The sequence below is a fragment of the Burkholderia sp. HI2714 genome, from assembly GCF_002223085.1.
Classification (GTDB): domain Bacteria; phylum Pseudomonadota; class Gammaproteobacteria; order Burkholderiales; family Burkholderiaceae; genus Burkholderia; species Burkholderia lata_D.
Window position 1 is genome coordinate 1 of record NZ_NKFM01000024.1, and the last position, 25929, is coordinate 25929.

At 63.8% G+C, this 25929-nt stretch carries 27 protein-coding genes; 9 read left to right on the forward strand and 18 right to left on the reverse strand.

The features are described 5' to 3' along the window. The first annotated feature begins 538 nt into the window (after positions 1–538). The 4 genes from CFB82_RS12735 to CFB82_RS12750 all read left to right on the forward strand — a co-directional run bounded on the left by CFB82_RS12735 (position 539) and on the right by CFB82_RS12750 (position 4349). Entirely contained in the window at positions 539–1756 is a 1218-nt protein-coding gene (locus tag CFB82_RS12735) for a DUF2863 family protein (RefSeq protein ID WP_089484324.1), read from the forward strand. Between the two features lie 212 nt (positions 1757–1968). Continuing rightward, on the forward strand, positions 1969–2805 hold the full coding sequence (locus CFB82_RS12740; RefSeq protein WP_089484325.1) for a response regulator transcription factor: 837 nt from the start codon (positions 1969–1971) through the stop codon (positions 2803–2805). A 75-nt stretch (positions 2806–2880) separates the two neighbouring features. Then, entirely contained in the window at positions 2881–3555 is a 675-nt protein-coding gene (locus CFB82_RS12745) for an energy-coupling factor ABC transporter permease (protein WP_011352675.1), read from the forward strand. 140 nt (positions 3556–3695) lie between these two features. Then, complete coding sequence (locus CFB82_RS12750) at positions 3696–4349, forward strand: BspC domain-containing protein (RefSeq protein ID WP_089484326.1); 654 nt, start codon at positions 3696–3698, stop codon at positions 4347–4349. Positions 4350–4437: 88 nt separating this feature from the next. Here the strand turns inward: CFB82_RS12750 and CFB82_RS12755 are convergent, their stop codons facing one another. Next, positions 4438–5592 carry a M14 family metallopeptidase gene (locus tag CFB82_RS12755; RefSeq protein WP_089484327.1) on the reverse strand — a complete coding sequence of 385 codons (1155 nt, stop codon included), beginning with the start codon at positions 5590–5592 and terminating at the stop codon, positions 4438–4440. A 126-nt stretch (positions 5593–5718) separates the two neighbouring features. Next, a complete protein-coding gene (gene yaaA, locus CFB82_RS12760) occupies positions 5719–6501 on the reverse strand; it encodes a peroxide stress protein YaaA (RefSeq protein ID WP_089484328.1) in 783 nt (260 codons plus the stop codon). Between the two features lie 57 nt (positions 6502–6558). Between yaaA and CFB82_RS12765 the strand changes: the two genes are divergently transcribed. Beyond that, positions 6559–7056, forward strand: coding sequence for a putative toxin-antitoxin system toxin component, PIN family (locus CFB82_RS12765; RefSeq protein WP_089484329.1), 498 nt, complete (start codon positions 6559–6561; stop codon positions 7054–7056). A 33-nt stretch (positions 7057–7089) separates the two neighbouring features. Further along, positions 7090–8262: a pyridoxal phosphate-dependent aminotransferase gene (locus tag CFB82_RS12770; RefSeq protein ID WP_089484330.1), complete on the forward strand. Its 1173-nt coding sequence runs from the start codon at positions 7090–7092 to the stop codon at positions 8260–8262. Positions 8263–8304: 42 nt separating this feature from the next. Here the strand turns inward: CFB82_RS12770 and CFB82_RS12775 are convergent, their stop codons facing one another. Continuing rightward, positions 8305–8961, reverse strand: a complete 657-nt coding sequence (locus CFB82_RS12775; protein WP_089484331.1) for a glutathione S-transferase family protein — start codon at positions 8959–8961, stop codon at positions 8305–8307. A gap of 14 nt (positions 8962–8975) precedes the next feature. On the opposite strand from CFB82_RS12775, the gene CFB82_RS42110 reads away from it, so the two are divergent. The 3 genes from CFB82_RS42110 (at position 8976) to CFB82_RS12785 (ending at position 10886) form a co-directional block, all read left to right on the forward strand. Next, positions 8976–9167: a hypothetical protein gene (locus CFB82_RS42110; protein ID WP_143750905.1), complete on the forward strand. Its 192-nt coding sequence runs from the start codon at positions 8976–8978 to the stop codon at positions 9165–9167. Next, entirely contained in the window at positions 9164–9955 is a 792-nt protein-coding gene (locus CFB82_RS12780; RefSeq protein WP_089484332.1) for an oxepin-CoA hydrolase, alternative type, read from the forward strand. The genes CFB82_RS42110 and CFB82_RS12780 overlap by 4 nt, the downstream gene beginning before the upstream one ends. Before the next feature lie 238 nt (positions 9956–10193). Then, positions 10194–10886, forward strand: a complete 693-nt coding sequence (locus CFB82_RS12785; RefSeq protein WP_089484448.1) for a glutathione binding-like protein — start codon at positions 10194–10196, stop codon at positions 10884–10886. A gap of 47 nt (positions 10887–10933) precedes the next feature. Here CFB82_RS12785 and CFB82_RS12790 read toward each other — a convergent pair whose 3' ends face one another. The 15 genes from CFB82_RS12790 to nuoG form a co-directional block, all read right to left on the reverse strand. Further along, a complete protein-coding gene (locus tag CFB82_RS12790; RefSeq protein ID WP_089446107.1) occupies positions 10934–11410 on the reverse strand; it encodes a MaoC family dehydratase in 477 nt (158 codons plus the stop codon). Continuing rightward, complete coding sequence (locus tag CFB82_RS12795; RefSeq protein WP_039370623.1) at positions 11407–11868, reverse strand: MaoC family dehydratase; 462 nt, start codon at positions 11866–11868, stop codon at positions 11407–11409. The genes CFB82_RS12790 and CFB82_RS12795 overlap by 4 nt, the downstream gene beginning before the upstream one ends. A gap of 37 nt (positions 11869–11905) precedes the next feature. Further along, on the reverse strand, positions 11906–13039 hold the full coding sequence (locus tag CFB82_RS12800) for an acyl-CoA dehydrogenase family protein (protein WP_089484333.1): 1134 nt from the start codon (positions 13037–13039) through the stop codon (positions 11906–11908). Between the two features lie 19 nt (positions 13040–13058). After that, entirely contained in the window at positions 13059–14255 is a 1197-nt protein-coding gene (locus tag CFB82_RS12805; RefSeq protein WP_089484334.1) for an acyl-CoA dehydrogenase family protein, read from the reverse strand. A gap of 54 nt (positions 14256–14309) precedes the next feature. Continuing rightward, entirely contained in the window at positions 14310–14732 is a 423-nt protein-coding gene (locus CFB82_RS12810; RefSeq protein ID WP_069248463.1) for a DUF1178 family protein, read from the reverse strand. Positions 14733–14868: 136 nt separating this feature from the next. After that, entirely contained in the window at positions 14869–15459 is a 591-nt protein-coding gene (locus CFB82_RS12815) for an NUDIX domain-containing protein (RefSeq protein ID WP_069248464.1), read from the reverse strand. Between the two features lie 36 nt (positions 15460–15495). Continuing rightward, positions 15496–15792: a DUF2818 family protein gene (locus CFB82_RS12820; RefSeq protein WP_039370614.1), complete on the reverse strand. Its 297-nt coding sequence runs from the start codon at positions 15790–15792 to the stop codon at positions 15496–15498. Next, on the reverse strand, positions 15792–17246 hold the full coding sequence (gene nuoN, locus CFB82_RS12825) for an NADH-quinone oxidoreductase subunit NuoN (protein ID WP_174944551.1): 1455 nt from the start codon (positions 17244–17246) through the stop codon (positions 15792–15794). The genes CFB82_RS12820 and nuoN overlap by 1 nt, the downstream gene beginning before the upstream one ends. 36 nt (positions 17247–17282) lie before the next feature. Then, positions 17283–18773, reverse strand: coding sequence for an NADH-quinone oxidoreductase subunit M (locus tag CFB82_RS12830; RefSeq protein ID WP_089484335.1), 1491 nt, complete (start codon positions 18771–18773; stop codon positions 17283–17285). Positions 18774–18789: 16 nt separating this feature from the next. Beyond that, positions 18790–20844 (reverse strand): NADH-quinone oxidoreductase subunit L, encoded by a 2055-nt coding sequence (gene nuoL / locus CFB82_RS12835; RefSeq protein WP_039370608.1) that lies wholly within the window; start codon positions 20842–20844, stop codon positions 18790–18792. 17 nt (positions 20845–20861) lie between these two features. After that, positions 20862–21167: an NADH-quinone oxidoreductase subunit NuoK gene (nuoK, locus tag CFB82_RS12840; protein WP_006478272.1), complete on the reverse strand. Its 306-nt coding sequence runs from the start codon at positions 21165–21167 to the stop codon at positions 20862–20864. A 17-nt stretch (positions 21168–21184) separates the two neighbouring features. Further along, complete coding sequence (locus CFB82_RS12845; RefSeq protein ID WP_089425978.1) at positions 21185–21835, reverse strand: NADH-quinone oxidoreductase subunit J; 651 nt, start codon at positions 21833–21835, stop codon at positions 21185–21187. 112 nt (positions 21836–21947) lie between these two features. Further along, positions 21948–22436 (reverse strand): NADH-quinone oxidoreductase subunit NuoI, encoded by a 489-nt coding sequence (nuoI, locus tag CFB82_RS12850; RefSeq protein ID WP_069248466.1) that lies wholly within the window; start codon positions 22434–22436, stop codon positions 21948–21950. A gap of 12 nt (positions 22437–22448) precedes the next feature. Further along, positions 22449–23516 carry an NADH-quinone oxidoreductase subunit NuoH gene (gene nuoH / locus CFB82_RS12855; RefSeq protein ID WP_011352696.1) on the reverse strand — a complete coding sequence of 356 codons (1068 nt, stop codon included), beginning with the start codon at positions 23514–23516 and terminating at the stop codon, positions 22449–22451. Beyond that, the gene (gene nuoG, locus CFB82_RS12860) at positions 23517–25847 is read right to left on the reverse strand and encodes an NADH-quinone oxidoreductase subunit NuoG (RefSeq protein ID WP_089484336.1); all 2331 of its coding nucleotides are present in this window, start codon (positions 25845–25847) and stop codon (positions 23517–23519) included. Positions 25848–25929 lie beyond the last annotated feature (82 nt).

Here is a 25929-nt window from a genome sequence, read left to right on the forward strand (position 1 = left end):
TTTTCGGTTCAGTTAAGAACCGGTCGCTCACTCAAAGCTGACAGGAATATGAATCACTTCATAAACCTGACTTACTTTAGTGTGAGACTCTTGATACTTTCGCTATCTGATCCGAGGATCAGCTCGCTTTCATCAAGCGCCCACACTTATCGGCTGTTAATTTTTAAAGAGCATTTCTGCGAGGAACTTCGTGTTTCTCAGCAGCGCTGCGTTTTCAGCAGCAGAGAAGCGAGATTATGAACCGTGTTTCGCAGCTCGTCAACAACTTTTTTACTACATCGTTGCGACTGCAGGGCTCAACTTCCAGGCCGGCTGCGCATCGCCAACCCTGCTTCCCTTCTCCCGCGCCGTGTTTCCGTTAGCGCGAAAGAGGCGTGATTGTAGGCAGCCTCTTCGATCTGCGCAAGGGGTTCGAAGCAACTTTTTTACAAAAGCTGCAATTTGGCCGGCCGGCCATGCGTCGGCACGAGACCGCTTATGGTGCAAAGAACGGACTAGAATACGAGGTTCTTCGCCTCTTTCTATATACGTCTTTAATATGCGCCAGCGAATCGCCAAACGCCTCCCTCCCGATGCCGACAAACTGGTCGGCCTGTCGCTTGCGCTCTTCGCCTCGGGCAGCCGCATCGAGGACCGCTTCTGGGAAGCGAAGCTCGATGCGCTGCTCGCCAAGATTGTCCGCAACGGCAACCAGACCACGCTCGACGCAGCGCTCGACCATCTGCAGCAGAATCATCCAGACGCCTATGGCGCGCTCGCCGACATGGCCGAGACGCACAGCGAGTCGATGGTGATCGAGCACGATGGCCAACCGTTCGATGCGCTGCTGGTCGCCGTCCCGGTTCTCGCATGGACGCGCTACATGATTCCATCGGGCCCGCTCAAGGGCGACGTTGCCGACGCGCTTCGAACGCACCTGCAAGCGCACGTCCTCGCGAACGGTACCCTCGTCGGGCTTGCCCCGTTCCTCTACAGCATCGACCAGTTGCCGCGACACCACGTCGAGACCTACCGGCTCGCCCAGCAGCTCGCGCATGGGGCGATCAGCCAGCACACGCCCAAGCTCAGCTTCGGCGACCTGCCCGAAACCTCGCCGATCCTGGCCGACCCGCGCTTCCTGCTCGCCGTCGTTGCGGCCCCCGCCGGCGCACCGCTGTTCCGCTGGCAGGAAGAAGAAAACGGCAGCCGGATCGAACGCGGCCAGTGCCTCGAGCAATGGACGGCCCAAGGCGGCCCGAACCTGTCGATCGCGCTGCCCGGCTGCGAATTCGAATGCCTGCTTCCGGACGCGTACTATTCGGCCTGCCGGGATGCGGACGAACGCATCCGTCCACATACGGTAAGAACGGCCATTCGTTATCTATTCGACACACTTGGTGCAGCACCGCAAGAGCTGCGCGCGGTGGTCGCGGGCTTCGGCGAACGCCGTATCGACGAGTACCGTGTCGGCTTCACACGGCGTGCCAGCAACGACGTAATTTACGGCGTCGTATGGCCGCTCTACGGTCGTGAAAACGGCGACGTGTCGATCGACAGTGCGACGCTCGAAGGCGAAACGCCGATCGAAGGACCGGTCGAGGAAATCGTGAGCCTGCTGAAGGAATGCGGCGTAACCGACGTCCGGCGGCACGCGGGCCGCTTCGAACCCGAATATTGCGATGACTGCGGCGTGCCGCTCTACGCAGATCCGCTCGGCGAAATCGTTCATGCGGAAATGCCGGAAGACGCGTCACCCGCCCAGCCGCACTTCCACTAATCTGCACCACCGCAGGCCCTGACGGCCTGCCCACTGAAGCCGCTCACGGTTCCCGCCGGAGCGGCTTTTTACTTGTCTGCCTTCCCGCCGCCCGAAATTTCATACTTTTCCTAAGCCTTTCAGCCAAGCAGACATCGTGTAAGGTCTTTGTCATCATCAGACCCAAGACATGCCAGACGGCAGATCAATGGCTCACATAACGGAGGTTGAATATGCGGTTCCTGATGCTCAATTCAGACGCCGAGCGGCGTGACGGACTGAAGGCCCTGTTGCGACAGATCGACCGTCACGCCGGCATCAACGATGCACCCGACAGTTTTCAGGCGCGCAGGCTGCTGCGCAACCAGCGTTTCGACCTGGTCGCGATCGACTGGCTCGACGTCGGCCGGCTCAGCGAGCTACAGGCGCTCTCCAGCGCGTGCTCGCCGACACCCGTCGCCGTCCTGGTCGACGAAACATCGCCCGAAGCCATCCAGCGCTTCTTCAACTACGGTGTCGCCGGCGTGATCCCGCACTCCACGCGGCCACACCTGATCGTGCGTGCGCTCGAGATCGTGCTGCTGGGCGGGCATTACATTCCGCCGATTGCGCTCCGCCTGCTGCCTTCTACTGCTGCGGCGCGCTACGATGCCCATTTCCAGACGCTCGCCGGGTCGCTTCCCCGCCGGCCGCCGAGCGGCCTCCTGTCGCCGCGGCAAGCGCAGATCATGCGCTTCGTCCACATGGGTAGTACCAACAAGATGATCGCCCGCACACTCGGCATCAGCGAAGGCACCGTCAAGATCCACCTCGCCAGCATCTTCCAGCAGCTTGGTGCCGCCAACCGCGCCGCCGCGGTCGCAATCTACAACGGCTGGCTGTCGCCTCACCTCGAGGTGCTGCTGGCGAACCGCAGTCGCACGCGCAAGCCGACCATCGGCGAACTGGGCCCGGTTCCGCTGCGTACGCAACGGAGTGACCGCCGTTACCCGTTGCCGGCCGCGATCGATAGCGCTCAGGACCTGCCGATCGCCGCCGAGCCGCCGGCGCGGTTCCGGCGCGAACGCTAGTCAAACAGTCTCGATATTGCGACGGTCGGTGTGTGCGGATTCCCACCTTTGATGCTCAACGAGTAATATGGACGCATGGGTTTTCTTTTCACACCGCTTCCGCTCTGGGTTGGCATCGGTGGCTGGATCGCCGCCGTGGCCCTGCTCGCGCTCGCGATCTGGAATCGTCCCTTCGTGCGCCTGCAGGACGCCACGCTCCAGCACGTGTGGCTCGCGCTCGTCACCGCCATTGCGGTCCTCTGGGCCTCGAATGCGTGGCTCGAAGATGGCATCGTCATGCATCTGCTTGGCGCGACGCTGCTCGTCACGCTGTTCGACTGGACACTCGCACTGATCGCGATGGGCGCCGTCACGGCGGTCGCCGCGATCATCTTCGATGCGCCCTGGCAGGGCATTGGGCTGACCTATCTGATCTACGGCGCGCTGCCGGTCGCCGTGTCGGCATTGCTGCAGCGCGCCGCACTCGCATGGTTGCCGCACAATCTCGCGTCGTTCATTACCGGCCAGGGATTCCTGTCGCCGGCCATCGCGATCATCGCGGTCGCCGCTGCCGCTGCCGGGGTCCAGCTCGCGCTCGCGGATGGCGTTCCCGTCGTGATTCCGGCCGGCTATCTGCTGAACACCGCGCTGCTTGCACTCGGCGAAGCGTGGTTCACCGGCATGGCGACCGCGCTCATCGCCGTCTATCGTCCCGCGTGGGTCACGACCTTCGACGTCCGGCGCTATCGTCTCGGCGGCCCGCGCGCCTGAATTGCCCCTCCGGCGGCGGCGCCGTCGTCACGTGCCGACCGTCCCTCGCTCAGTGCGGCAGAGTGCGACATCTACTGCCGCACAACTTTTTTACGCTAAGATTGAACTCCGGTTCTTCATCGGGCATCTATACGTGCCCGATGTCTCATTCGCTCCTCACCAATAACCAGATGGACAGCTCTCCTGCGTCGCTCCGGATTTTCCGGGCGCTCGGCAAGCTGGCAGCCTGTATTGCGGGCCTGTCGCTTGCGCTTCCGACACCGGCATTCGCCGATCTGCTCGACCAGCGCTCCGAACTGATCAACAAGTTCGTCAACGAAATGCATGCCGATCCGCTCGCCGCCGATTGTGCAGCGCACGGCAGTTTCATCGCCAGCACGTCGTCGGCCTTCGACCGCGTCGACTTCGCGCCGAACGCATTCGACAGCGGCAACGCGACGATCACACCGTGGAACGACTCGTTCGACCAGGGCAAGCAGCGCGTGAAGGTCGACAATATCGTCACTGTCGACGGCCTCGGCGTCCACAGCGACGGCAGCGACCCGACGCCGCTGAAATTCCGATGCGGCTATGTCGGTCAACAAATGCTCGCGTTCAGCTGGAACGACCCGGTTCCGCCGCTTAAGCCGCGCGTCGAGCGCTCCTCGTCCTCGACGAAAAAATTCAAGGGCAAGGCGCACCGAGGCAAGGGCAAGGCCAAGGCATCGGGCCGTACCGGCAGCAAGAAGGCCGTCGCAACGAAAAAGTCGAGCGGCCAGAAGAAGGTCGTGAAGAAGACCGCGAAGAAGTCCTGATACGACGAAGCGACATCCACAGAAGTAGAAAAGCCGGGGCATCCTGAGATGCCCCGGCTTTTTTCATACGGCGACGCTACGCTTACGCTTACGCGAACGTGTCGACGTGCACCAGGATCGCCGCCAGCATCGCCGCGCCAAGCGCCGCGCTTCGCTCGCCGTTCCAGCCGACGCGTTCGTCGGGCAGGTTCGCGTTGTCCTTGAACGGCATCTCGAGCGTCAGCGACAGACAGCCGAACTGGTGGCCGATGTACTTCGACGCGAGCTTGAGCGCGTCCTCCTTGTACTTGCTCGCGGCATAGCCGTGCTCAGTCTGGAAGTCGGGGCTCGCGACCTTGAATGCTTCGATGAACGCGGTCTGCTCCTTGCCCTGCTGTTCGGTAAAGCTCGGCAGCATCTCGGACCCGGCAACGAACACGTACGGCAGATCCTCGTCGCCGTGAATGTCGAAGAACATGTCGCAGCCGATCGCATGGATGGCATCGCGCACGGCCAGCACCTCGGGGCTGCGCTCGGCATCGGGCGCCATCCACTCGCGGTTCAGGTTCGCGCCTGCCGCATTGGTGCGCAGGTTGCCATGCACGCTGCCGTCCGGGTTCATGTTCGGGACGATATGGAACGTCGCACGATCATACAGCTTGCGCGCGACCGGATCACCCGCCCAGTCGCCCCATCCGGCCAGCCGCTTGACGAGGCCTTCGACGAACCATTCGGCCATCGACTCGCCAGGATGCTGGCGCGCGATGATCCACACCTTCTTCTTCGGCGCGCCATCGGTTTCCGGCGTACCGAGCGTCAGCAGCGACATCGGACGGCCCTCGACCGTGCGGCCGAGTTCGACGACGCTCGCCTGCGGCAACTGCTGGACCGCGCCGAGAAACGCCGCGTGACGTTCTTCCGAGTACGGTTCGAAATACGCGTAGTAGATGCTGTCGAATTCCGGCGTATGGTCGATGGTCATCGTCTTGCCGTCGAACGTCGTCGGCACGCGGAACCAGTCGACCCGGTCGTAGCTCGCCACCGCGCTGTAATTGCGCCAGCCCGACGGATACGCGCATTCAGCCGCATTCTCGAACGTCATCACGCAGCGCTCGCCACGCGCGCCCGTCAAGCGGTAGTAAAACCATTGCGCGAATTCCGAGCGGGTGTCGCCGCGCACGCGCAGCCGAATCGCATCGGGACTGTCGCACGACACGACGTCGATTGCGCCTGCGTCGAAATTGCTGGTGATCGAAAGGGCCATCTGTCTCTCCTTTGTCGACCGGCGTTAGCGCCTTAGCGCTAACGCCGAGCTGGCGACCGAAACAGGCGGTGTAGCGCTTGCCCGGCCTCATGCATGCGCCGGCCGTCTCGTGAACGGCCGGCAGGGTTACTCGCCGACTCGCCGGCGATATACGTAAGTCGAATCGTTCGACGCCGCCGCATCGAACGCATAGCCTTCCGTCGCGAAATCCTTCAGCGCCTTCGGGTCGGTAATACGGTTCTCGACGATAAAGCGCGCCATCAGACCGCGCGCCCGCTTCGCATGGAAGCTGATGATCTTGTAGCGGCCGCCCTTCCAGTCCTCGAACACCGGCGTGATGACCGGTGCGGCCAGCAGTTTCGGCTTGACCGACTTGAAGTATTCGGTCGACGCGCAGTTGACCAGCACGCGCGCCGCGCCGCTGCGCGTCTCGAGCTGTTCGTTCAGTGCCCGCGTGATGCGGTCGCCCCAGAACGCGTACAGATCCTTGCCGCGCGCGTTCGCGAAGCGCGTGCCCATCTCGAGCCGGTACGGCTGCAGCAGGTCGAGCGGACGCAGCAGTCCGTACAGGCCCGACAGCACGCGCACGTGCCGCTGCGCATAGTCGAGATCGGCGGACGACAGCGATTTCGCGTCGAAACCTTCGTAGACGTCGCCGTTGAACGCGAGCACGGCCTGCTTCGCATTGGCCGGCGTAAAGGTCGACGACCAGTCGGCAAAGCGCTGGAAATTCAGGCGCGCGAGCGGATCGGAGATATCCATCAGTGTCGCGATGTCCTGCGGCGACAGCTTGCGCAGGCCGTCGATCAGCTCGGACGCGTCGTCGACGAATGCAGGCTTCGTGTAAGACTGGACGTGCGCGGGCGTATCGTAGTCGAGGGATTTGGCTGGAGAGAGAACGATTATCATAGAGGCTCGCTGGCACGCCGTGCCTTGCGGTCAGACGAAAACCACCGATTGTAACGAATGACCCGCTCTCTCGCCCCGCATGCCGCACATCGCGTCGTGCTCGACTCGAACGTCTGGATCGACATCCTCGTATTCGACGACCCCGCTACGCGCCCGATCCGGGCCGCGCTGGAAAGCGGCGCGCTTGCCGCCGTGATCGACGGCCGCTGCCTGACCGAGCTCGAATACGTGCTCGACTATCCGCAGTTCCAGTCGCGCGCCATCGACAAGGCGGCCGCACTCGCGACCGTCGCCCGGCTCGCGAGCCTCGTCGAGCCGCCGCCCATCGACGCCGACGCGCCGCCGCTGCCGAAATGCAAGGACCGCGACGACCAGAAGTTTCTGGAACTCGCCCGCGCCGCCCAGGTTGAGTGGCTCGTGTCGAAAGACCGCGCGCTGCTGAAGCTCGCGAAGCGCACCGCACGCGACTTCGGCTTCCGGATCGCGCAGCCCGCGCCATTTACCGAGGCCTGCTCGCTCGACGCCGCGCCGGACACGACGACCACGCCGGCCTGACCTACGTCGCACCACCCGATTTCGACCGTATCGATGAACGCTCCTTCAGACATGCCAACGACTCCCGTTTTCCCCTCGCGCCTGCCGAACGTCGGCACGACGATCTTCACGGTCATGAGCGCGCTTGCCGCAGAAAAAGGCGCGGTGAACCTCGGCCAGGGCTTTCCGGATTTCGACTGCGATCCGCGCATCGTCGATGCGGTTGCCGCCGCGATGCGCAACGGGCACAACCAGTATCCGCCGATGGCCGGTGTCGCGCCGCTGCGCGACGCGATCGCCGACAAGATCGCGCGGGTCTACGGCCGGCGATACGATCCGGCGACCGAAATCACCGTCACGGCCGGCGCGACGCAGGCGTTGCTGACCGCGATCATGTGCACGGTGCATCCGGGTGATGAAGTGATCGTCGTCGAACCGACCTACGACAGCTACCTGCCGTCGATCGAACTCGCGGGCGGCAAGCCCGTGTTCGTCACGCTGGAAGCGCCCGACTACGCGATTCCGTTCGACCGCCTGGCGGCCGCGATCACGCCGAAAACGCGCATGATCCTGATCAATACGCCACATAACCCGACGGGTACCGTGTGGCGCGAGTCGGATATGCGCAAGCTCGAGGAGATCGTGCGCGGCACCAACGTGCTGATCCTGTCCGACGAGGTCTACGAGCACATGGTCTATGACGGCGCGCGCCACGAGAGCGTCGCGCGCTATCCGGAACTCGCCGCGCGCAGCTTCATCGTGTCGAGCTTCGGCAAGACCTATCACGTGACGGGCTGGAAGGTCGGCTATGTCGCGGCGCCTGCCGCGTTGACCGCGGAATTCCGCAAGGTCCACCAGTTCAATGTGTTCACGGTGAACACGCCGATGCAGATCGGGCTCGCCGACTACCTGCGCGACCCGGCGCCGTACCTGACGCTTGCCGGCTTCTACCAGAAGAAGCGCGACATCTTCCGGGCCGGCCTCGAGCGCACCCGCTTCAAGCTGCTGCCCTGCACGGGCACGTACTTCCAGTGCGTCGATTATTCGGCGATCAGCGACCTGCCGGAAGCGGAATTCTCGAAGTGGCTCACGTCGGAGATCGGCGTGGCCGCCATTCCGGTGTCGGCGTTCTATCACGAGCCGCACGAATCGGGCGTCGTCCGATTCTGCTTCGCGAAGCAGGAAAGCACGCTCGCGTCCGCGCTCGAACGGCTCGCCCGCCTGTAAGACCCGCACGGGCGGTCGCACACCGCCCTGCGGGAACCACGCTTACGAACGCGCGACGTTCGTCGCGTCGATATACGCCTTGCGCTCCGCCGCCACGCGCTGTGCGGCTGGGCGCTCGCCCACCTTCTTCGCATGCGCCTTCCAGTCGATGCCTGCATCGAGCAGGAAATCGCGTCCGAATACGGCTTTCGTCGCCATGCCGATGACCGGCAGATGGACCCACGCGGCGATGTCCGCGAGGCCGAACGACTCGCCGAGCACATACGGTGAAAACTGCGTCATCTGCTTGAATCCATCGATCGCGCGCGGCAGCCGCTTCTCGACGTGCGCCTTCATCCCGTCGCTGACCTTGCCGCCGAAAAACGCTTCGGTGTAAACCTCGCGCGCCATCCATTCGAGATACAGTTCGAGCGTCTCGATCAGTTCGCGTACCTTCGCGGCCGCGAACGGGCTCGCCGGGAAAATGCCTTTTTCGGGATAGCGCGCCGCCAGGTACTCGATGATCACCTGCGACTCGAACAGCGCGCCTTCCTCGGTCTTCAGAAAGGGAATCTTGCCGAGCGGCGAATCGGCGAGCTGTGCCGGATCGACGACCGGCAATCCGCATACCGACTCCTCGAACGGAATGTCGTGCTCGAGCAGGACGAACTTCACCTTGTTGTAATAGTTGGACAACGGGATACCGCACAGCTGTAGCATCGGAGTCTCCTTCCTTGCTGAAGCGCGGCCGCATCGATGTCGGCCGCATCGGGATTCATCGCGCTGAAAAGCACGTTCGTGCTAGTCTAAAGCAAGTTTTGCGTCCGCCACGACAACAATACCTCCGCTACGACATCGTCCGCATCAGCACGCGCTATGTGTCCGCTGCCGCAGCCCTGCCATCCGATGGAGACACGCTCGCATGAGTGCTGAACTGCTGGCCTCGCGTCCGCCCGAGAGCGAATCGACGCTCGTCCTCACGCTTTCCAACCCCGGCGCGCGCAATGCGCTGCATCCCGACATGTACGCGGCCGGCATCGAAGCGCTCGCCACCGCCGAACGGGATCCCGGGATTCGCGCGGTCGTGCTCACCGGCGCCGATCGCTTCTTCTGCGCGGGCGGCAATCTGAACCGGCTGCTCGACAACCGCTCGAAGGATCCGTCCTACCAGGCCGACAGCATCGATCAGCTCGCCGCATGGGTAACGGCGATCCACGCTTCGACGAAGCCGGTGATCGCAGCAGTCGAAGGCGCCGCAGCCGGCGCGGGCTTCTCGCTCGCGCTCGCGTGCGACCTGATCGTCGCCGCGCACGATGCGAAGTTCGTGATGTCGTACGCGCGTGTCGGCCTGACGCCCGATGGAGGCGGTTCGTGGTTCATCGCCCGCGCGCTGCCGCGTGCGATCGCGGCCGAGATCCTGTTCGAAGGCAAGCCCGTTGCAGCCGAACGTCTGCACACGCTCGGCGTCGTCAACCGGCTCGCCGTGCCCGGCGCGGCACTGACCGACGCGCTGGCATGGGCCGATGCGCTCGCCGGCATCTCGCCGAACGCACTCACACGCATCAAGTCGCTGCTCGACGACGCGACGACGCAACCGCTCGACGCGCATCTCGCCACGGAGCGCGATCATTTCGTCGCATCGCTGCATCATGCGGACGGGCTCGAAGGCATCTCCGCATTTCTCGAGAAACGCCCGCCCCGCTACAAGCGCTGAACCGTCGCGCCAGCTATTGAATTGAAGCATCGCCACCGCATCGACCCGGTGCGGCGCGGCGACGCGTCCCTCTCGACGACTCGGGACGATACGCAATCGCCCCCGGCGCCCTGTCATGCAACGCACGCATCGGCACGCACATTTCCGTCGCCGGCAGCCCGCATCGATCCATGCTCTAATGACCGCCTGTCGCGGCGCTGCCTGCGCCGTGTTCGCGCATGCAACCAAGGAGTTCACGATGATCGACGTCTATAGCTGGGCGACCCCGAACGGCCACAAGGTGCACATCATGCTCGAGGAAACGTGCCTCGCTTATCGCGCCCATCCGGTCGATATCGGCGCAGGCGACCAGTTCAAGCCGGAATTCCTGAAGATCAGCCCGAACAACAAGATCCCCGCGATCGTCGATCCGGACGGCCCCGGCGGCACGCCGATCTCGCTGTTCGAATCGGGCGCGATCCTGATCTACCTCGCGGAGAAGACCGGCAAGTTCCTGCCGACCGATCCGGCCGCACGCTACGCGACGCTCGAATGGCTGATGTTCCAGATGGGCGGCGTCGGCCCGATGCTCGGGCAGGCGCACCACTTCCGCCTGTATGCGCCGGAGAAGATCGAGTATGCGGTCAACCGCTACACGAACGAGGCAAAGCGCCTGTACAACGTGATGGACAAGCGCCTCGGCGAATCCGAATATCTCGCGGGCGACGCGTACACGATCGCGGACATTGCGACGTTCCCGTGGACGCGCTCGTGGCAGAACCAGGGCATCGTGCTCGACGAATTGCCGAACGTGAAGCGCTGGTACGACGCGATCGCCGCGCGACCGGCCGTGCAACGCGGTGTCGAAGTGCTCGCGTCGATGCGCAAGGCGCTGCAGGACGACAAGGCACGCGAGGTGCTGTTCGGCGCGACGCAATACGCGAAGCACTGACACGCATGTGACGGGCGGAGCGGCATCCGTGCATGCCGCTCCCCGCTTCAGAAGTAATGCAGCGTGATGAATTCCGCCGCGCAAACTGGCAGCGGCACATCGGGACGCTCGACCTGCACCGTCACCGACCACGTCACCTGCACACCGTCCCGCGCGGCCTCGGCGGTTTCCTTTACCGCAAACAGCGCACGCACACGCGCACCGACTGGCACCGGCTTCAGGAACCGCACGCGGTTCAGTCCGTAGTTCACACCCATCTTCTGCTCGAAACGCATCGCGTCGGCCATCAACGCCGGAATCAGCGACAGCGTCAGGAACCCGTGCGCGATCGGGCCGCCGAATGGCGACTCGCGCCGCGCGCGTTCGGGATCGACGTGAATCCATTGATGATCGCCGGTCGCATCGGCAAAGCCATCGACACGACGCTGGTCGATCGCGATCCAGCCGCTCGCGAGCGGCTCTACGCCGACCCGCGCCTGCAGCGCCTGCGCCGATGCGATCAGCGGCAAGGTCACGTCGGTCATGCGTGCGTGCCTCCCGGATGGCGCAGCCCGAAGATCACCTTGGTATGTACAGTGATCACCGTCTCGCCGGCGCCGTTCACGCCGACCCACTCCGTCGACACGATGCCGCGGTCGGGCTTGCTTTCCGATACGCGCTTGTCGTGGACCTTCTGATACATCGTGATCGTGTCGCCGGCGCGCACCGGCTTGAGCCAGCGGATCGAATCGATGCCGGGCGAGCCCATGCTTGTCGAGTCCGACCCGAGCTTCTTGATGAGCAGGCTCATGAACACCGAACACGTATGCCAGCCGCTCGCGACGAGCCCGCCGAAATGCGATGCTTTCCCGGCTTCTTCGTCGAGGTGGAACGGCTGCGGGTCGTAGCGTTGCGCGAACGCCTTGATGTCGTCCGGTTCGAACGTGTAGCGGCCCACTTCGGTGGTACTGCCGACCACCAGGTCTTCGTAACTGATGCCCACTAGGTATCTCCTTCGTTGGTGCGCTCGCGCATCGCCGTCATGCCGCGTCGGTCCGCGCGAAATCGGGCAACGCCGCGATGCGGGCAAGATGATGATCGGTGTCGCCGAGCGTCGTCTCGATGATCGTCAGCCGCTTGAACAGGTGCGCGGCGGCGACCTCGTTGGTCACACCCATGCCGCCGTGCAATTGGACGGCCTGTTGGCCAACGAAGCGCGCGGCGGCGCCGACACGCGCTTTCGCAGCCGACACGGCCTTGCGCCGCGCATCGGCATCGCCGCTCGCGTAGCGTACGGCTGCCAGGTAGGTCAGCGAACGCGCCTGCTCGGCATGGATCAGCATGTCGACCATCCGGTGCTGCAGCGCCTGGAAACGCGCGATCGGCACGCCGAACTGTTCGCGTGTCTTCGTGTATTCGACCGTCGCGCGATTCAGTTCGTCGAGCACGCCGACCGCCTCCGCGCACAGCAGGAACGTCGCGTAATCGGCAACCTGCTCGAGGGCCGCAGCGTCGCGCGCACCGCCCGTCAGCAGTCGCGCCGGCGTTTCATCGAACCCGATCGTCGCGGCACGCTGGCCGTCGATCGTCCGGTAGTCGACCACCTTCGCGTTCGCGGCATCCCGCTCGACGACGAAGAGGCCGATACCGCCCCCGTCGACGCGTGCGGGCACGATCCACGCATCCGCCTGTGCGCCATGCTGAACGACCGACTTCGTGCCGATCAGCCGGTACGTGCCGCCCTGCTCGCGCGCATGCGTGTCGAGTTCGAACAGGTCGTAGCGCGCATGCGGTTCGTGGAACGCGACTGCCACACGCTTGTGCCCCTGCGCGACGGCTTCCAGCAGCGCCGCATCCTCACCCGCGCCGGAACCGGCAACGCGCAAGGCCTCGACGCCCACCGCCGTTGCCCAGTACGGCTCGATCACGAGCGCACGGCCGAGTTCCTGCATCACGACCAGCATGTCGACCGGGCCGCCGCCGAAACCACCCTGCGCGTCCGGCACGGGCAGCGCGGTCAACCCCAGTTCGGCGAACGCGCTCCATTGCGTGTCCGACACGCCCGCATCGCTGCGCACGATTGCCTGGCGCGCTTCGAAGCCGTATTGCTCGCCGAGATAACGGCGCAGCGCGTCGGCGAACTGCTGCTGCTCATCGGTAAAGCTGAAATCCATGGTTGTCTCCGTTCCCTGATCACAGCCCCAGAATCATCTGCGCGATGATGTTCTTCTGGATCTCGTTCGAGCCGCCGTAGATCGACGTCTTCCGGTAATTGAAGTAGTACGCGGCAAGCGGTGCCGCATCGTCATCGCCCGCGATGCTGTGCTCGCGCTGGCCGTCGAGGAACGGTACGTCGAACGGTGCGGCGAGCGGGCCGATCGCGTCGACCATCAGCTCGGTGAGCGCCTGCTGCACTTCGGTGCCCTTGATCTTCAGCATCGACGCCTCGGGGCCGGGCCCCTTGCCGCTCGTCTCGCGGCTGACGACGCGCAGCACCGTCACCTCCAGCGCCATCAGCTCGACCTCGAGCGCCGCGACCTTCGCGGCGAACACGGGATCGGCGAGCAACGGCTTGCCGTTCTTGCGCTGGTTCGACGCCACACGCTTCAGGAACGCGAGCTCGCGCTTCGACGCGCCAACGCGCGCGATGCCGGTGCGCTCATGGCCAAGCAGGTATTTCGCGTAGGTCCAGCCGCGGTTCTCGTCGCCGACGAGATTCTCGACCGGCACCTTCACGTCCTCGAAGAACACCTCGTTGACCTCATGGTCCTCGTCGAGCATGACGATCGGGCGCACCGTGATGCCGGGCGTCTTCATGTCGATCAGCAGGAACGAGATGCCTTCCTGTTTCTTCGCGGCCGGATCGGTGCGCACGAGGCAGAACATCATGTCGGCGTACTGGCCGAGCGTTGTCCAGGTCTTCTGGCCATTGACGACGTAGTGGTCGCCCTGGCGCTCCGCGCGCGTGCGCAACGATGCGAGGTCGGATCCCGAACCCGGCTCCGAATAGCCCTGGCACCACCAGTCCGAGCCGTCGAGAATGCGCGGCAGATAATGACGTCTCTGCGCTTCGCTGCCGTATTTCATCAACACGGGCGCAACCATCGATACGCCGAACGGCAGCACGGTCGGCGCGCCGATCCGCGCGCACTCCTCGTCCCAGATGTGTCGTTGCGTCGCGTTCCAGCCCGGGCCGCCGTATTCGACGGGCCATGCGGGCGCAGACCAGCCGCGCTGACCGAGAATCCGGTGCCAGCTCGCGAAATCCTCGCGATCGAGTCGTTTGTGATCGAGTACTTTGGCGCGCAGTGCGTGAGGCAGGTTGGCCTCAAGCCAGGCGCGGACGTCGACGCGGAACGCGTCGTCCGAGGGGGAATAATCCAGATCCATGCGCAGTGTCTCCTGTCCGCAGCCGTCCGGCCCGGCAAGGACTCACTGCATAGGTCATTGCAGTGGTTCTTTCAGCGCGGCAGGAATCGGCAGCGGCATCACGTCGATGCCTTCTTCGGCCAAGGATTGCGCATCTTCGAGCGTCGTGACGCCACGAATGCTGCGTGCCGGCGCCTCGTTGTAATGGATGCGCCGCGCTTCCTCGGCGAAGCGCTCGCCCACATTCTCGGTTTTCTCCAGCACCTCGCGCAGCGCACGCATTACCTGCGCCTGCAGTGCACGCGAATCGACCGGCTGTGCCTGCGTCGCGCCCGACAGGTTCAGGCGCGGCGCCGACGGCAGACGGTTGACCTCGGTCGTTCCGCACACCGGACATTCGACCAGCTTGCGGGACAACTGCGCTTCGAATTCATCGGCGGAAGCGAACCAGCCTTCGAACCGATGACCGTGCGGGCACTGTAAATCGAGGACCTTCATGCTGAATCAGGGCGTGTGACGAGTGTAGCGCAAAAAGCGGTTTTGTGAACGGTCGTGCTAAATACCGGTCGCGCGACGCGGCGCCGCCGCGTCACCGGATTGTAACGCGGCCCCCAACCCGCCGCTGACGCCGCGCTCAGGGCGTCAGGACCGGCCCGAGCGGCCACGTGCCGGACAGCACCTTGTCGAGCCACATCGTGCCGATGATCGTCTTCACGTCGGAGATCTGGCCCGTGCGCACCCATTCCTGCAGATCGGCCTGCGTCGCGGTGAAGGTCTCGAGGAATTCGCCTTCATCGAGCTTGCGCTCGCCGGCCGTCAGCCCGCGCGCCAGGTACAGGTCGATGAATTCGGTCGAATAGGAAATGATCGGATGAATCCGTGCCAGGAACACGTACTCGCGCGCCGTGTAGCCGGTTTCTTCACGCAGTTCGCGCACCGCGCATGCGAGCGCGCCTTCGTTCGGATCGAGCTTGCCGGCCGGGAATTCGGCCATCACCTTGCCGATCGGGTAGCGATACTGGCTTTCCATCAGCACGCGGCCGTCGTCGAACAGCGGGATCACCATCACCGCGCCCGGATGCTGGACGTATTCGCGCGTGGCCTTCTTGCCATCCGGCAGACGGACGGTATCGCGCTTGAGCTTGAGGAACGCGCCGTCGAAGATCGCCTCGCTTTCGAGGCAGGTTTCGGTCAGTGCGGCGTCGTGATTGGGTAGTTCGGCCATCGGCGGCTCCAAAATTGAGCGCGACGGCCGAAGCCGTCAGCGTCGTTTGACGAGATACTGGAACGTGAAGCCGGGAAACGCGAACACGACGAAAAGACTGAACGTGATCGCGTAGAACTGCCAGCCCTGTTCGAAGCGGTTGCCGGCGCGCGACTCGAGCCAGAAGCCGAGCGCGCCAACGATGAAGTACAGCACGATCAGCTCGCCGATCCGGACCCACCCGCTCTTCTTCGCCGCGCCGAACGGCACGACGGCGAAGAGGCGTTGGTTCAGGAACGGCAGGTTGGCGCAGACGAGCGCCAACAGCACAATAAACCAGCCGGCTGCCGACATTACAGCGGCAGCGTGTGACGAATTGCCTGCAGGCAGGCCGTCAGCAGCGGGCTCGGGATCAGGCCGAGCGCGACGACCGCCAGACCGTTCAGCACGAGGATCGTACGCTTGCAGAAATCGCCCGAAATCGGCGTCGTATCCTGCGGTGCATCGAAGTACATCAGCTTCACGATGCGCAGGTAGTAGAACGCGCCGAACAGCGACGTGATCACGGCCAGCACGGCCAGCCACGTGAGGCCCGCGTTGACGGTTGCCTCGAGCACGGCGAGCTTCGCGTAGAAGCCGACGGTCGGCGGAATACCGGCCAGCGAGAACATCATGACCATCATCACGAACGCGAACACCGGGCTGCGCTTGTTGAGGCCCTTGAAGTCGTCGATCGTTTCGGCTTCGAAATCGCGGCGTGCGAGCAGCATCACCACGCCGAACGAGCCGAGCGTCGTGATCAGGTAGACGATCGCGTAGAACATCGCCGAGCTGTATGCGTTCGCCGGTGCCGTTGCGTCGCCCTTCACGATGCCCGCGAGCAGGCCGAGCAGCACGAAGCCCATGTTCGAGATCGCCGAGTACGCAAGCATCCGCTTGATGTTGCGCTGGACGATACCCGTGATGTTGCCGACGATCAGCGACAGTGCGGCCAGGATCACGAGCGCGGTCTGCCAGTTCTGTGCGAGCGGCAGCAGGCCCATCACCAGGAAGCGCAGGCCCCACGCGAACGCGGCAACCTTCGGGCCGCCGCCGACGAACAGCGTCATCGCGGTCGGTGCGCCCTGGTAGACGTCCGGCACCCACATGTGGAACGGCACGGCGCCGAGCTTGAACGCGATACCGGCGACGATGAAGACCACGCCGAACATCAGCACGGCCGCGTCGGTGTTGCCGCCGACCGCCTTGTACACCTCGCCCAGCTCGAGCGAGCCGGTCGCGCCGTAGAGCATCGAGATGCCGTACAGCACGAAGCCCGACGCAAGCGCGCCCAGCACGTAGTACTTCATCGCGGCTTCGCTCGACTGTGCGGCGTCGCGGCGCAGCGCGATGACGGCGTACAGCGACAGCGACATCAGTTCGAGACCGAGGTACAGCGTCAGGAAGTTGTTGCCCGACACCATGACCAGCTGACCGAGCAGCGAGAACATGCCGAGCAGGAACACGTCACCGCGGAACATGTCGCGATCTTCGAGGTACTTGCGCGAATAGACGAGCGAGACCGCGAAACCGAACGACACGACGGCCTTCATCATGCTCGCGAACGAGTCGACGACGACCATCTTCGAGAAGAAGTAGTACTGCTGCGGGTCGAGTGCCTGCACCGCGAACCACACGCCGGCGACGACCGACGATACGACCGCGATCAGGTAAGTCAGGCGGCGGCCGGAGGCGCCGGTAAAGGTGTCGTTCAGCCATGCGACGACGATGGCGGCCATCACCAGCGCGTCAGGCAACAGGACATTCATAGGAGCGTTCATGATCTTGAGTTCCTCCGCTCGCGATTACTGGGCCAGCGGCAGCTTCGACTGCGCGACATGGGAGAGGAGGTTTTCCACGGAAACGTGCATCACGTCGGTGAAAGGCTTCGGATACAGGCCCATCAGCATCGTGAACGCGGCGAGCACAGCCAGCATCAGGAATTCGCGACGGCCGATGTCCTTCAGCTTGGCAACGTGATCGTTCGCAACCGCGCCGAAGTACACGCGCTTGTACATCCACAGCGTGTAGGCAGCGCCGAGGATCAGCGTGAATGCCGCGCCGAATGCGATCCAGAAGTTGTACTGGACGGCCGCGAGAATCACCATGAACTCGCCGACGAAACCCGACGTACCCGGCAGGCCGCAGTTGGCCATCGAGAACAGCATCGCGAAGGCCGCGAACTTCGGCATCACGTTGACGACGCCACCGTAATCGGCGATCTGGCGCGAGTGCACGCGGTCGTACAGCACGCCGATGCAGAGGAACATCGCGCCCGACACGAAGCCGTGCGAGATCATCTGGATGATCGCGCCTTCGACGCCGAGCTGGTTGAAGATGAAGAAGCCGAGCGTGACGAAGCCCATGTGCGCGATCGACGAATACGCGACCAGCTTCTTCATGTCGGCCTGCACCATCGCGACGAGGCCGATGTAGATCACCGCGATCAGCGACAGCGTGATCACGACGGGTGCCAGGAAGTGGCTCGCGTCAGGCGTGATCGGCAGCGAGAAGCGCAGGAAACCGTATGCGCCGAGCTTCAGCATGATCGCAGCCAGCACGACCGAGCCGCCCGTCGGCGCTTCCACGTGCGCGTCCGGCAGCCAGGTGTGGACCGGCCACATCGGCACCTTCACCGCGAACGCGAGGAAGAAGGCAATGAACAACAGTATCTGCGGCGTCATCGCGATCTTGGCGTTCTGCCACGTCGCGAGGTCGAACGAATGCGTTTCCGTGTACAGGTAGATCAGCGCGACCAGCATCAGCAGCGAGCCGGCCAGCGTGTACAGGAAGAACTTGAATGCCGCATACACGCGGTTCGGGCCACCCCACACGCCGATGATGATGTACATCGGGATCAGGGTCGCTTCGAAGAACACGTAGAACAGCAGGCCGTCGGCCGCCGAGAATACGCCGATCATGATCCCGGACAGGATCAGGAACGCCGCGAGGTACTGCGCGACGTTCTCGGTGATCACTTCCCATGCGGCGATCACGACGATCACCGTGATCAGCGCGGTCAGCACGACGAACCACATCGAGATGCCGTCGACGCCGAGGTGATACGCGATGTCGAAGCGTTCGATCCAGGTCGACTTCTCGACGAACTGCAGTGCAGCCGTGCTCGAGTCGAAGCCCGTGATCAGCGGGATCGTGACCGCCAGGCCGAGCAGCGAACCGATCAGCGCGATCCAGCGGGCCGTCCCCGGATTTTTGTCGTTACCCACCGCAAGCACGAGGAGGCCGAAAACGATCGGCAGCCAGATCGCGGTACTGAGAATCGGAAAAGCGTGCATTAAGTTGTCCCCCGCCTTATTTGCCGCCGAGCGTTACAAACAGGGTCAGGAGCCCCAGCATGCCGATGATCATGGCGAACGCGTAGTGATAGATGTAACCGGATTGGAGGAAGCGGATCACGCCGGCGAACCAGCCGATGAACCGGGCGCTGCCGTTGACGAGGCCGTCGATCACCACGACGTCACCTTCCTTCCACAGGCCGCGGCCGATCGCCACCGAACCACGGGCGAACACCACTTCGTTGATCTTGTCCATGTAGTACTTGTTGTCCAGCAGCGTGTAGATCGGGCCGAACGCGCGGCGGATCGACGCCGGCAGTTCCGGACGCTTCAGGTACAGGAACCACGCGACAACGACACCGGCGAGCGCGAGCCAGACCGGCAGGCCCGACACCGAGTGCAGGCCCATGCCCACCCAGCCGTGGAACTCTTCGGCCATCTCGGCCAGTGCCGGATGGTTTTCGCCGATGAAGATCACCTTGTCGAACGCAACGCCGTGCTGGAAGAAGTCGCCGAACAGCATCGGGCTGATCGCGATCGCGCCGATGATGACCGACGGGATCGCCAGCAGGACCAGCGGCACCCACACGACCCACGGGGTCTCGTGCGGTTCGTGCGCGTGGTCGTCATGACCGTGGCCATGGCCGTGATCGTCGTGGCCGTGCGCAGCCGCCATGCCCATCGGCGATTCCGGATGCTTCGGCTTGCGGAAGCGCTCTTCGCCGTGGAACACCAGGAAGTACATGCGGAACGAGTACAGCGCCGTGACGAACACGCTCGCGACGACCGCGAAGTACGCGAAGCCCGAACCCGGCAGGTGCGACAGCTTCACCGCGTCGATGATCGAGTCCTTCGAATAGAAGCCCGAGAAGAACGGCGTGCCGATCAGCGCGAGCGAACCGACGAGCGACGTGATCCACGTGATCGGCATGTACTTGCGCAGGCCGCCCATGTTGCGCATGTCCTGGTCGTGGTGCATGCCCATGATGACCGAGCCGGCGCCGAGGAACAGCAGCGCCTTGAAGAACGCGTGCGTCATCAGGTGGAACACGGCGACCGGGTAAGCGGACACGCCGAGCGCGACGGTCATGTAGCCGAGCTGCGACAGCGTCGAGTACGCGACTACGCGCTTGATGTCGTTCTGGACGATGCCGAGGAAGCCCATGAAGAGCGCCGTGATCGCGCCGATCACCGTGATGAACGACAGCGCGGTATCCGACAGCTCGAACAGCGGCGACATGCGCGACACCATGAAGATGCCGGCGGTCACCATCGTCGCCGCGTGAATCAGCGCGGAGATCGGGGTCGGGCCTTCCATCGAGTCCGGCAGCCACACGTGCAGCGGGAACTGTGCCGACTTACCCATCGCGCCGATGAACAGGCAGATACAGGCAACGGTCAGCAGGCCCCAGTCGGTGCCCGGGAAGTGCAGGCTCGCGAGTTCCGCGCGCTTTGCGAACACTTCGCCGTAGTTCATCGAGCCGGCGAATGCGAGCAGCAGGCCGATGCCGAGCAGGAAGCCGAAGTCACCCACGCGGTTCACGAGGAACGCCTTCATGTTCGCGTAGATCGCGCTCTCACGCGTGAAGTAGAAGCCGATCAGCAGGTACGACACCAGACCCACCGCCTCCCAGCCGAAGAACAGCTGCAGGAAGTTGTTGCTCATCACGAGCATCAGCATCGAGAACGTGAACAGCGAGATGTACGAGAAGAAGCGCTGGTAGCCGTCTTCTTCCGCCATGTAGCCGATCGTGTACACGTGCACCATCAGCGAGACGAAGGTCACGACGACCATCATCATCGCGGTCAGCGAATCGACGAGGAAGCCGACTTCGAGCTTCAGCGAGCCGACGTTCATCCATTCGTAGACGGTCGCGTTGAAGCTTGCGCCGCCCATCACGTCGAAGAAGACTTTCGCCGACAGGAGGAACGCGATCATTACGCCGAGGATCGTGATCCGGTGTGCGCCCTTGCGCCCGACTGCGTTCCCGAACAGCCCCGCAATCAGCGAGCCGGCCAGCGGAGCGAGCGGAATCGCCAGCAGCAGGTTTTCATTGAGTGTCGTTGACATAACAGCGTTGCCTGAAATTAACCTTTGAGCTGATCGAGATCCTCGACATTGATCGTGTCGAGCTTACGGAACAGGGTCACCAGAATCGCGAGGCCGATCGCGGCTTCCGCTGCGGCGACCGTCAGCACGAAGAACACGAAGATCTGGCCGTGCACATCGCCGAGGTAATGCGAAAACGCGACGAAGTTGGTGTTCACCGCCAGCAGCATCAGTTCGATCGACATCAGGATGATGATGACGTTGCGGCGGTTCAGGAAAATCCCGACGATCGCGATCGCAAAGAGGATCGCGCCGAGCACGAGGTAATGAGCAAGAGTCAGCATGTTTTCTTTTCCTCCGCTTAGCCGTTGGTGCCCGAACCGGCTTCGCTCTGCGCCGTTTCCGGCTGCGGCTTTTCCGCGTCCATCTTCACGAGGCGCACGCGGTCGTTGCGGCGCACCTTGACCTGATCCGATACACGTTGACGCTTGCTGTCCTTGCCCTTGCGCTCGGTCAGCCCGATCGCGGCAATGATCGCGACCAGCAGCACGAGGCCGGCGATTTCAAACGCGAAGATGTAGTCGGTGTAGATCACCTTGCCGATCAGGCGCGTGTTCGACCAGTTGGCCATCTCGCCCGTCGCCATCGCGTGCACCGTCTGCGTGTCGCCGTAGCCGCGCCACAGGATCAGCGCGGTTTCGATCACGATGATCGCGCCGACCACGGTCGCCATCGGGACGAAGCGCTTGAAGTCGCGGCGCAGGTAGTCGATGTTGATGTCCAGCATCATCACGACGAACAGGAACAGCACCATCACGGCGCCCACGTAGACCAGCACCAACAGGATCGCGAGGAACTCCGCTTCCAGCAGCATCCAGATCGCGGCGGCGTTGAAGAACGCCAGCACAAGGAAAAGCGCAGACGCCACCGGGTTGCGCGAAGTGATCACCTTCAGCCCTGATACCACCAGGAGCAGCGCGAAGATGTAGAACAGTACGGTCGTGAATTCCATGATTACCGGTTCATCGTTAGGCCATAGTCAGGCGCGGCTTGCGGGACGCTCTCGCGTGCCGCACCCGTCGCGGCGGCTCGGCCCAGGCTTCGGGCCGGCACTGCAAACACAATCAACGATACGGCGCGTCGGCAGCCTTCGCCGCTGCGATGTCCTTCTCGTAGCGATCGCCCACCGCAAGCAGCATTTCCTTCGTGAAATACAGGTCGCCGCGCTTTTCGCCGTGGTACTCGAGAATCTGCGTCTCGACGATCGAATCGACCGGGCAGCTCTCTTCGCAGAAACCGCAGAAGATGCATTTCGTCAGGTCGATGTCGTAGCGCGTCGTGCGGCGCGTGTTGTCCGCGCGCGTTTCCGATTCGATCGTGATCGCCAGCGCAGGGCACACGGCCTCGCACAGCTTGCACGCGATGCAGCGCTCTTCGCCGTTTTCGTAGCGGCGCAGTGCGTGCAGCCCGCGGAAACGCGGCGAGATCGGCGTCTTTTCTTCCGGGAACTGCACGGTGACCTTGCGCTTGAACGTGTAACGGCCGGTCAGCGCGAGCCCCTGCAGGAGTTCGGTCAGGAAGAAGGTCTTAAAGAAGTGTTGGATTGCGCTCATGATTTCGTCCGATTACTTCACCCAGATGTTGAGCGGCGACATCATCCAGAAGCCGACCACGACCACCCAGACCACCGTGACGGGCAGGAACACCTTCCAGCCCAAGCGCATGATCTGGTCGTAACGGAAACGCGGGAACGTCGCGCGAACCCAGATGAACACCGACAGCAGCGCGAAGATCTTCAGCACCAGCCAGAAGATGCCCGGAATGAACGACAGGAATTCGAACGGTGCATCCCAGCCGCCGAGGAACAGCGTCGCGGTCAGTGCCGAGATCACGATCATGTTGATGTACTCGGCGAGGAAGAACAGCGCGAATGCCATACCCGAGTAATCGATCATGTGACCGGCAACGATTTCCGACTCCCCTTCCACCACGTCGAACGGGTGGCGGTTCGTTTCGGCGATGCCCGAGATGAAGTACACGACGAACGCCGGCAGCAGCGGCAGCCAGTTCCACGACAGGAAGTTCACGCCGTGGCCCGCGAAGAAGCCGTGCTGCTGCGAACCGACGATTTCCGACAGGTTCAGGCTGCCGGCCGTCATCAGCACCAGCACCAGCGCGAAGCCCATCGAGATTTCGTACGACACCATCTGTGCCGCGGCGCGCATCGCACCGAGGAACGCGTACTTCGAGTTCGATGCCCAGCCCGCGAGAATCACCGCGTACACGCCGATCGACGAGATCGCCATCGCGTACAGCAGGCCCGCGTTCACGTTCGCGAGGACCGCTTCGGCCTGGAACGGGATCACGGCCCACACGGCGAACGCCGGCACGACGGTCATCACCGGCGCGATCAGGTACAGCCAGCGGCTGGCGGCGCTCGGCTGAATGACTTCCTTCAGCAGCAGCTTCAGCACGTCGGCGATCGGCTGCAGCAAGCCGCCGGGGCCGACGCGGTTCGGGCCGAGACGCACGTGCATCCAGCCGATCAGCTTGCGTTCCCACAGAATCAGGTACGCGACGCACAGCAGGATGACGACGGAGACGACGAGGATGCGCACGATTGCCCACACCGTCGGCCATGCGAAGCCGAGAAGCTGGGACCCGCCCGCGTTGATCGTATCGAACAAGCTCATTTACGCCTTCTCCACCACCAGTTCACCGGACAGGCTGCCGAGCGCTGCGCCGGCAGGCGTTGCCGCCGACACGCGAACGACGGTCTCCGCAAGATTCGCGTCGCGCACGGCCGGCAACTGCACCGCACGCTCGCCCTGGCGCACGCGCACCGCGTCGCCTTCCTTCAAGCCCAGCTTGTCGAACAGCGCGGCCGGCAGGGCTGCGGCATTCGCCGCCTTCGCGGCAGCCGTCAGGTGCAGCGCACCTGCGCGGCGCACGAGTGCGTCGGCGTGATAGATCGGCACATCGGCCAGGCGCTCGAAGCCGCCGTTCGCGGCATTCGCTGCAGCACGAGCCGGTGCGACCGACGTCTGGTTCGACAAGCGGCCCGCGACACCGGCGTCGCCGAGTGCGGCGAGACGCACTTCTTCCGCGGTCTCATATTCGAAGTTCGGCAGGCCGAGCAGGCTGCCGAGCACGCGCAGCACCTTCCAGCCCGGACGCGTGTCGCCGAGCGGACGCACGACGCCGTTGAAGCTCTGCACGGTGCCTTCGGCGTTGACGAACGTACCGGCCGTTTCCGTGAACGGCGCAACCGGCAGCAGCACGTCGGCGTAGTCGAGGCCATGCTTGAACGGCGACATCACGACGACCATCTCAGCCTGGTTCAGCGCGGCAAGCGCCTGCGCCGGATCGGCGGTGTCGAATTCCGGTTCGACGTTCAGCAGCACGTAGCCCTTGCGCGGCTGCGCGAATGCTTCGCGCGCGTTCAGGCCGCCTTCGCCCGGCAGTGCGCCGACGACGTGCGCGCCGACCGTGTTCGCCGCTTCCGTCAGGAAGCCGAACGTGGCGCCGGTGTTGTCGGCGATCCACTTGGCAACGGCGTGCAGCTTGGCGAATTCCGGATGGCGGACCGCGACGTTGCCGAGCAGCACCGCGCGGCGTTCACCGTTCGCGAGCGACTGGGCGACAGCCTGCGCGGCCGGCGATGCCGTGACGCCCGCGAGCGTGTCGGGCAGTGCGACGCCGCGCAGTTGCGCGACGGCCGCTGCGATGCCGGCCAACTGGTCGAGCCATGCCGACGGTGCAGCAACGATGCGCTGCGCGGTCGGGATCAGGGCGTCGTCACCGGTCGCGTGCAGGAAGTGCAGCTTCGCGCCGTTCTTCGCGGCCTGACGCAGGCGAGCGGCGAACAACGGGTGGTCGCGGCGCAGGAACGACCCGACGACGAACGCGGCGTCCACGTTCGACAGGTCGGCGATCGGCATGCCGAGCCACGGTGCGCCCTGGACCGGCGCGGAGAAATCCTGCTGACGCAGACGGAAGTCGACGTTCGGCGTCTTCAGTTCGTTGGCGAGCTGCTTCACGAGGAACAGCTCTTCGGCCGTGCTGTGCGCGCTCGCGAGCATCGCCAGCGCGTTCGCGCCGTGATCCGCGGCGATGCCCTTCAGGCCCTTCGCGACGTATTCGAGTGCGGTCTGCCAGTCGGTTTCGATCCACTGGCCGCCCTGCTTCAGCATCGGCTTCGTCAGGCGCTCTTCGCTGTTGAGGCCTTCATACGAGAAGCGATCCTTGTCCGAGATCCAGCATTCGTTGATGGCTTCGTTCTCGAACGGCAGCACGCGCATCACGCGATTGTTCTTCACTTGAACGACGAGGTTCGCGCCGACGGAATCGTGCGGGCTCACCGACTTGCGGCGCGACAGTTCCCACGTACGGGCGCTGTAGCGGAACGGCTTGCTGGTCAGCGCGCCGACCGGGCACAGGTCGATCATGTTGCCCGACATTTCGGAATCGACCGTCTTGCCGACGAACGTCGTGATTTCCGAGTGCTCGCCGCGGCCCAGCATGCCGAACTCCATCACGCCGGCGATTTCCTGGCCGAAGCGGACGCAGCGCGTGCAGTGGATGCAACGCGACATTTCTTCCATCGAGATCAGCGGGCCCACGTTCTTGTGGAACACCACGCGCTTCTCTTCCGAGTAGCGCGACGACGACTTGCCGTAGCCGACCGCCAGATCCTGCAGCTGGCATTCGCCGCCCTGATCGCAGATCGGGCAGTCGAGCGGGTGGTTGATGAGGAGGAATTCCATCACCGACTGCTGCGCCTTCACGGCCTTGTCGGATTGCGTATGGACGATCATGCCGGCCGACACGGGGGTCGCGCAGGCAGGCACGGCCTTCGGCATCTTCTCGACTTCGACGAGACACATCCGGCAGTTGGCCGCAACCGACAGTTTCTTGTGATAGCAGAAGTGAGGAATGTACGTATCCGCCTTGTGCGCAGCCTGGATCACCATGCTGCCTTCGGGCACCTCGACCTTCTTGCCGTCTATTTCAAGTTCAACCATGATGGTGAATGGTCCTTAACCTATTTCCGCCCGTTCGCGCCTTCGCCCGACCGTGCGCTCAAATTCCGCAACCGGGTACGCT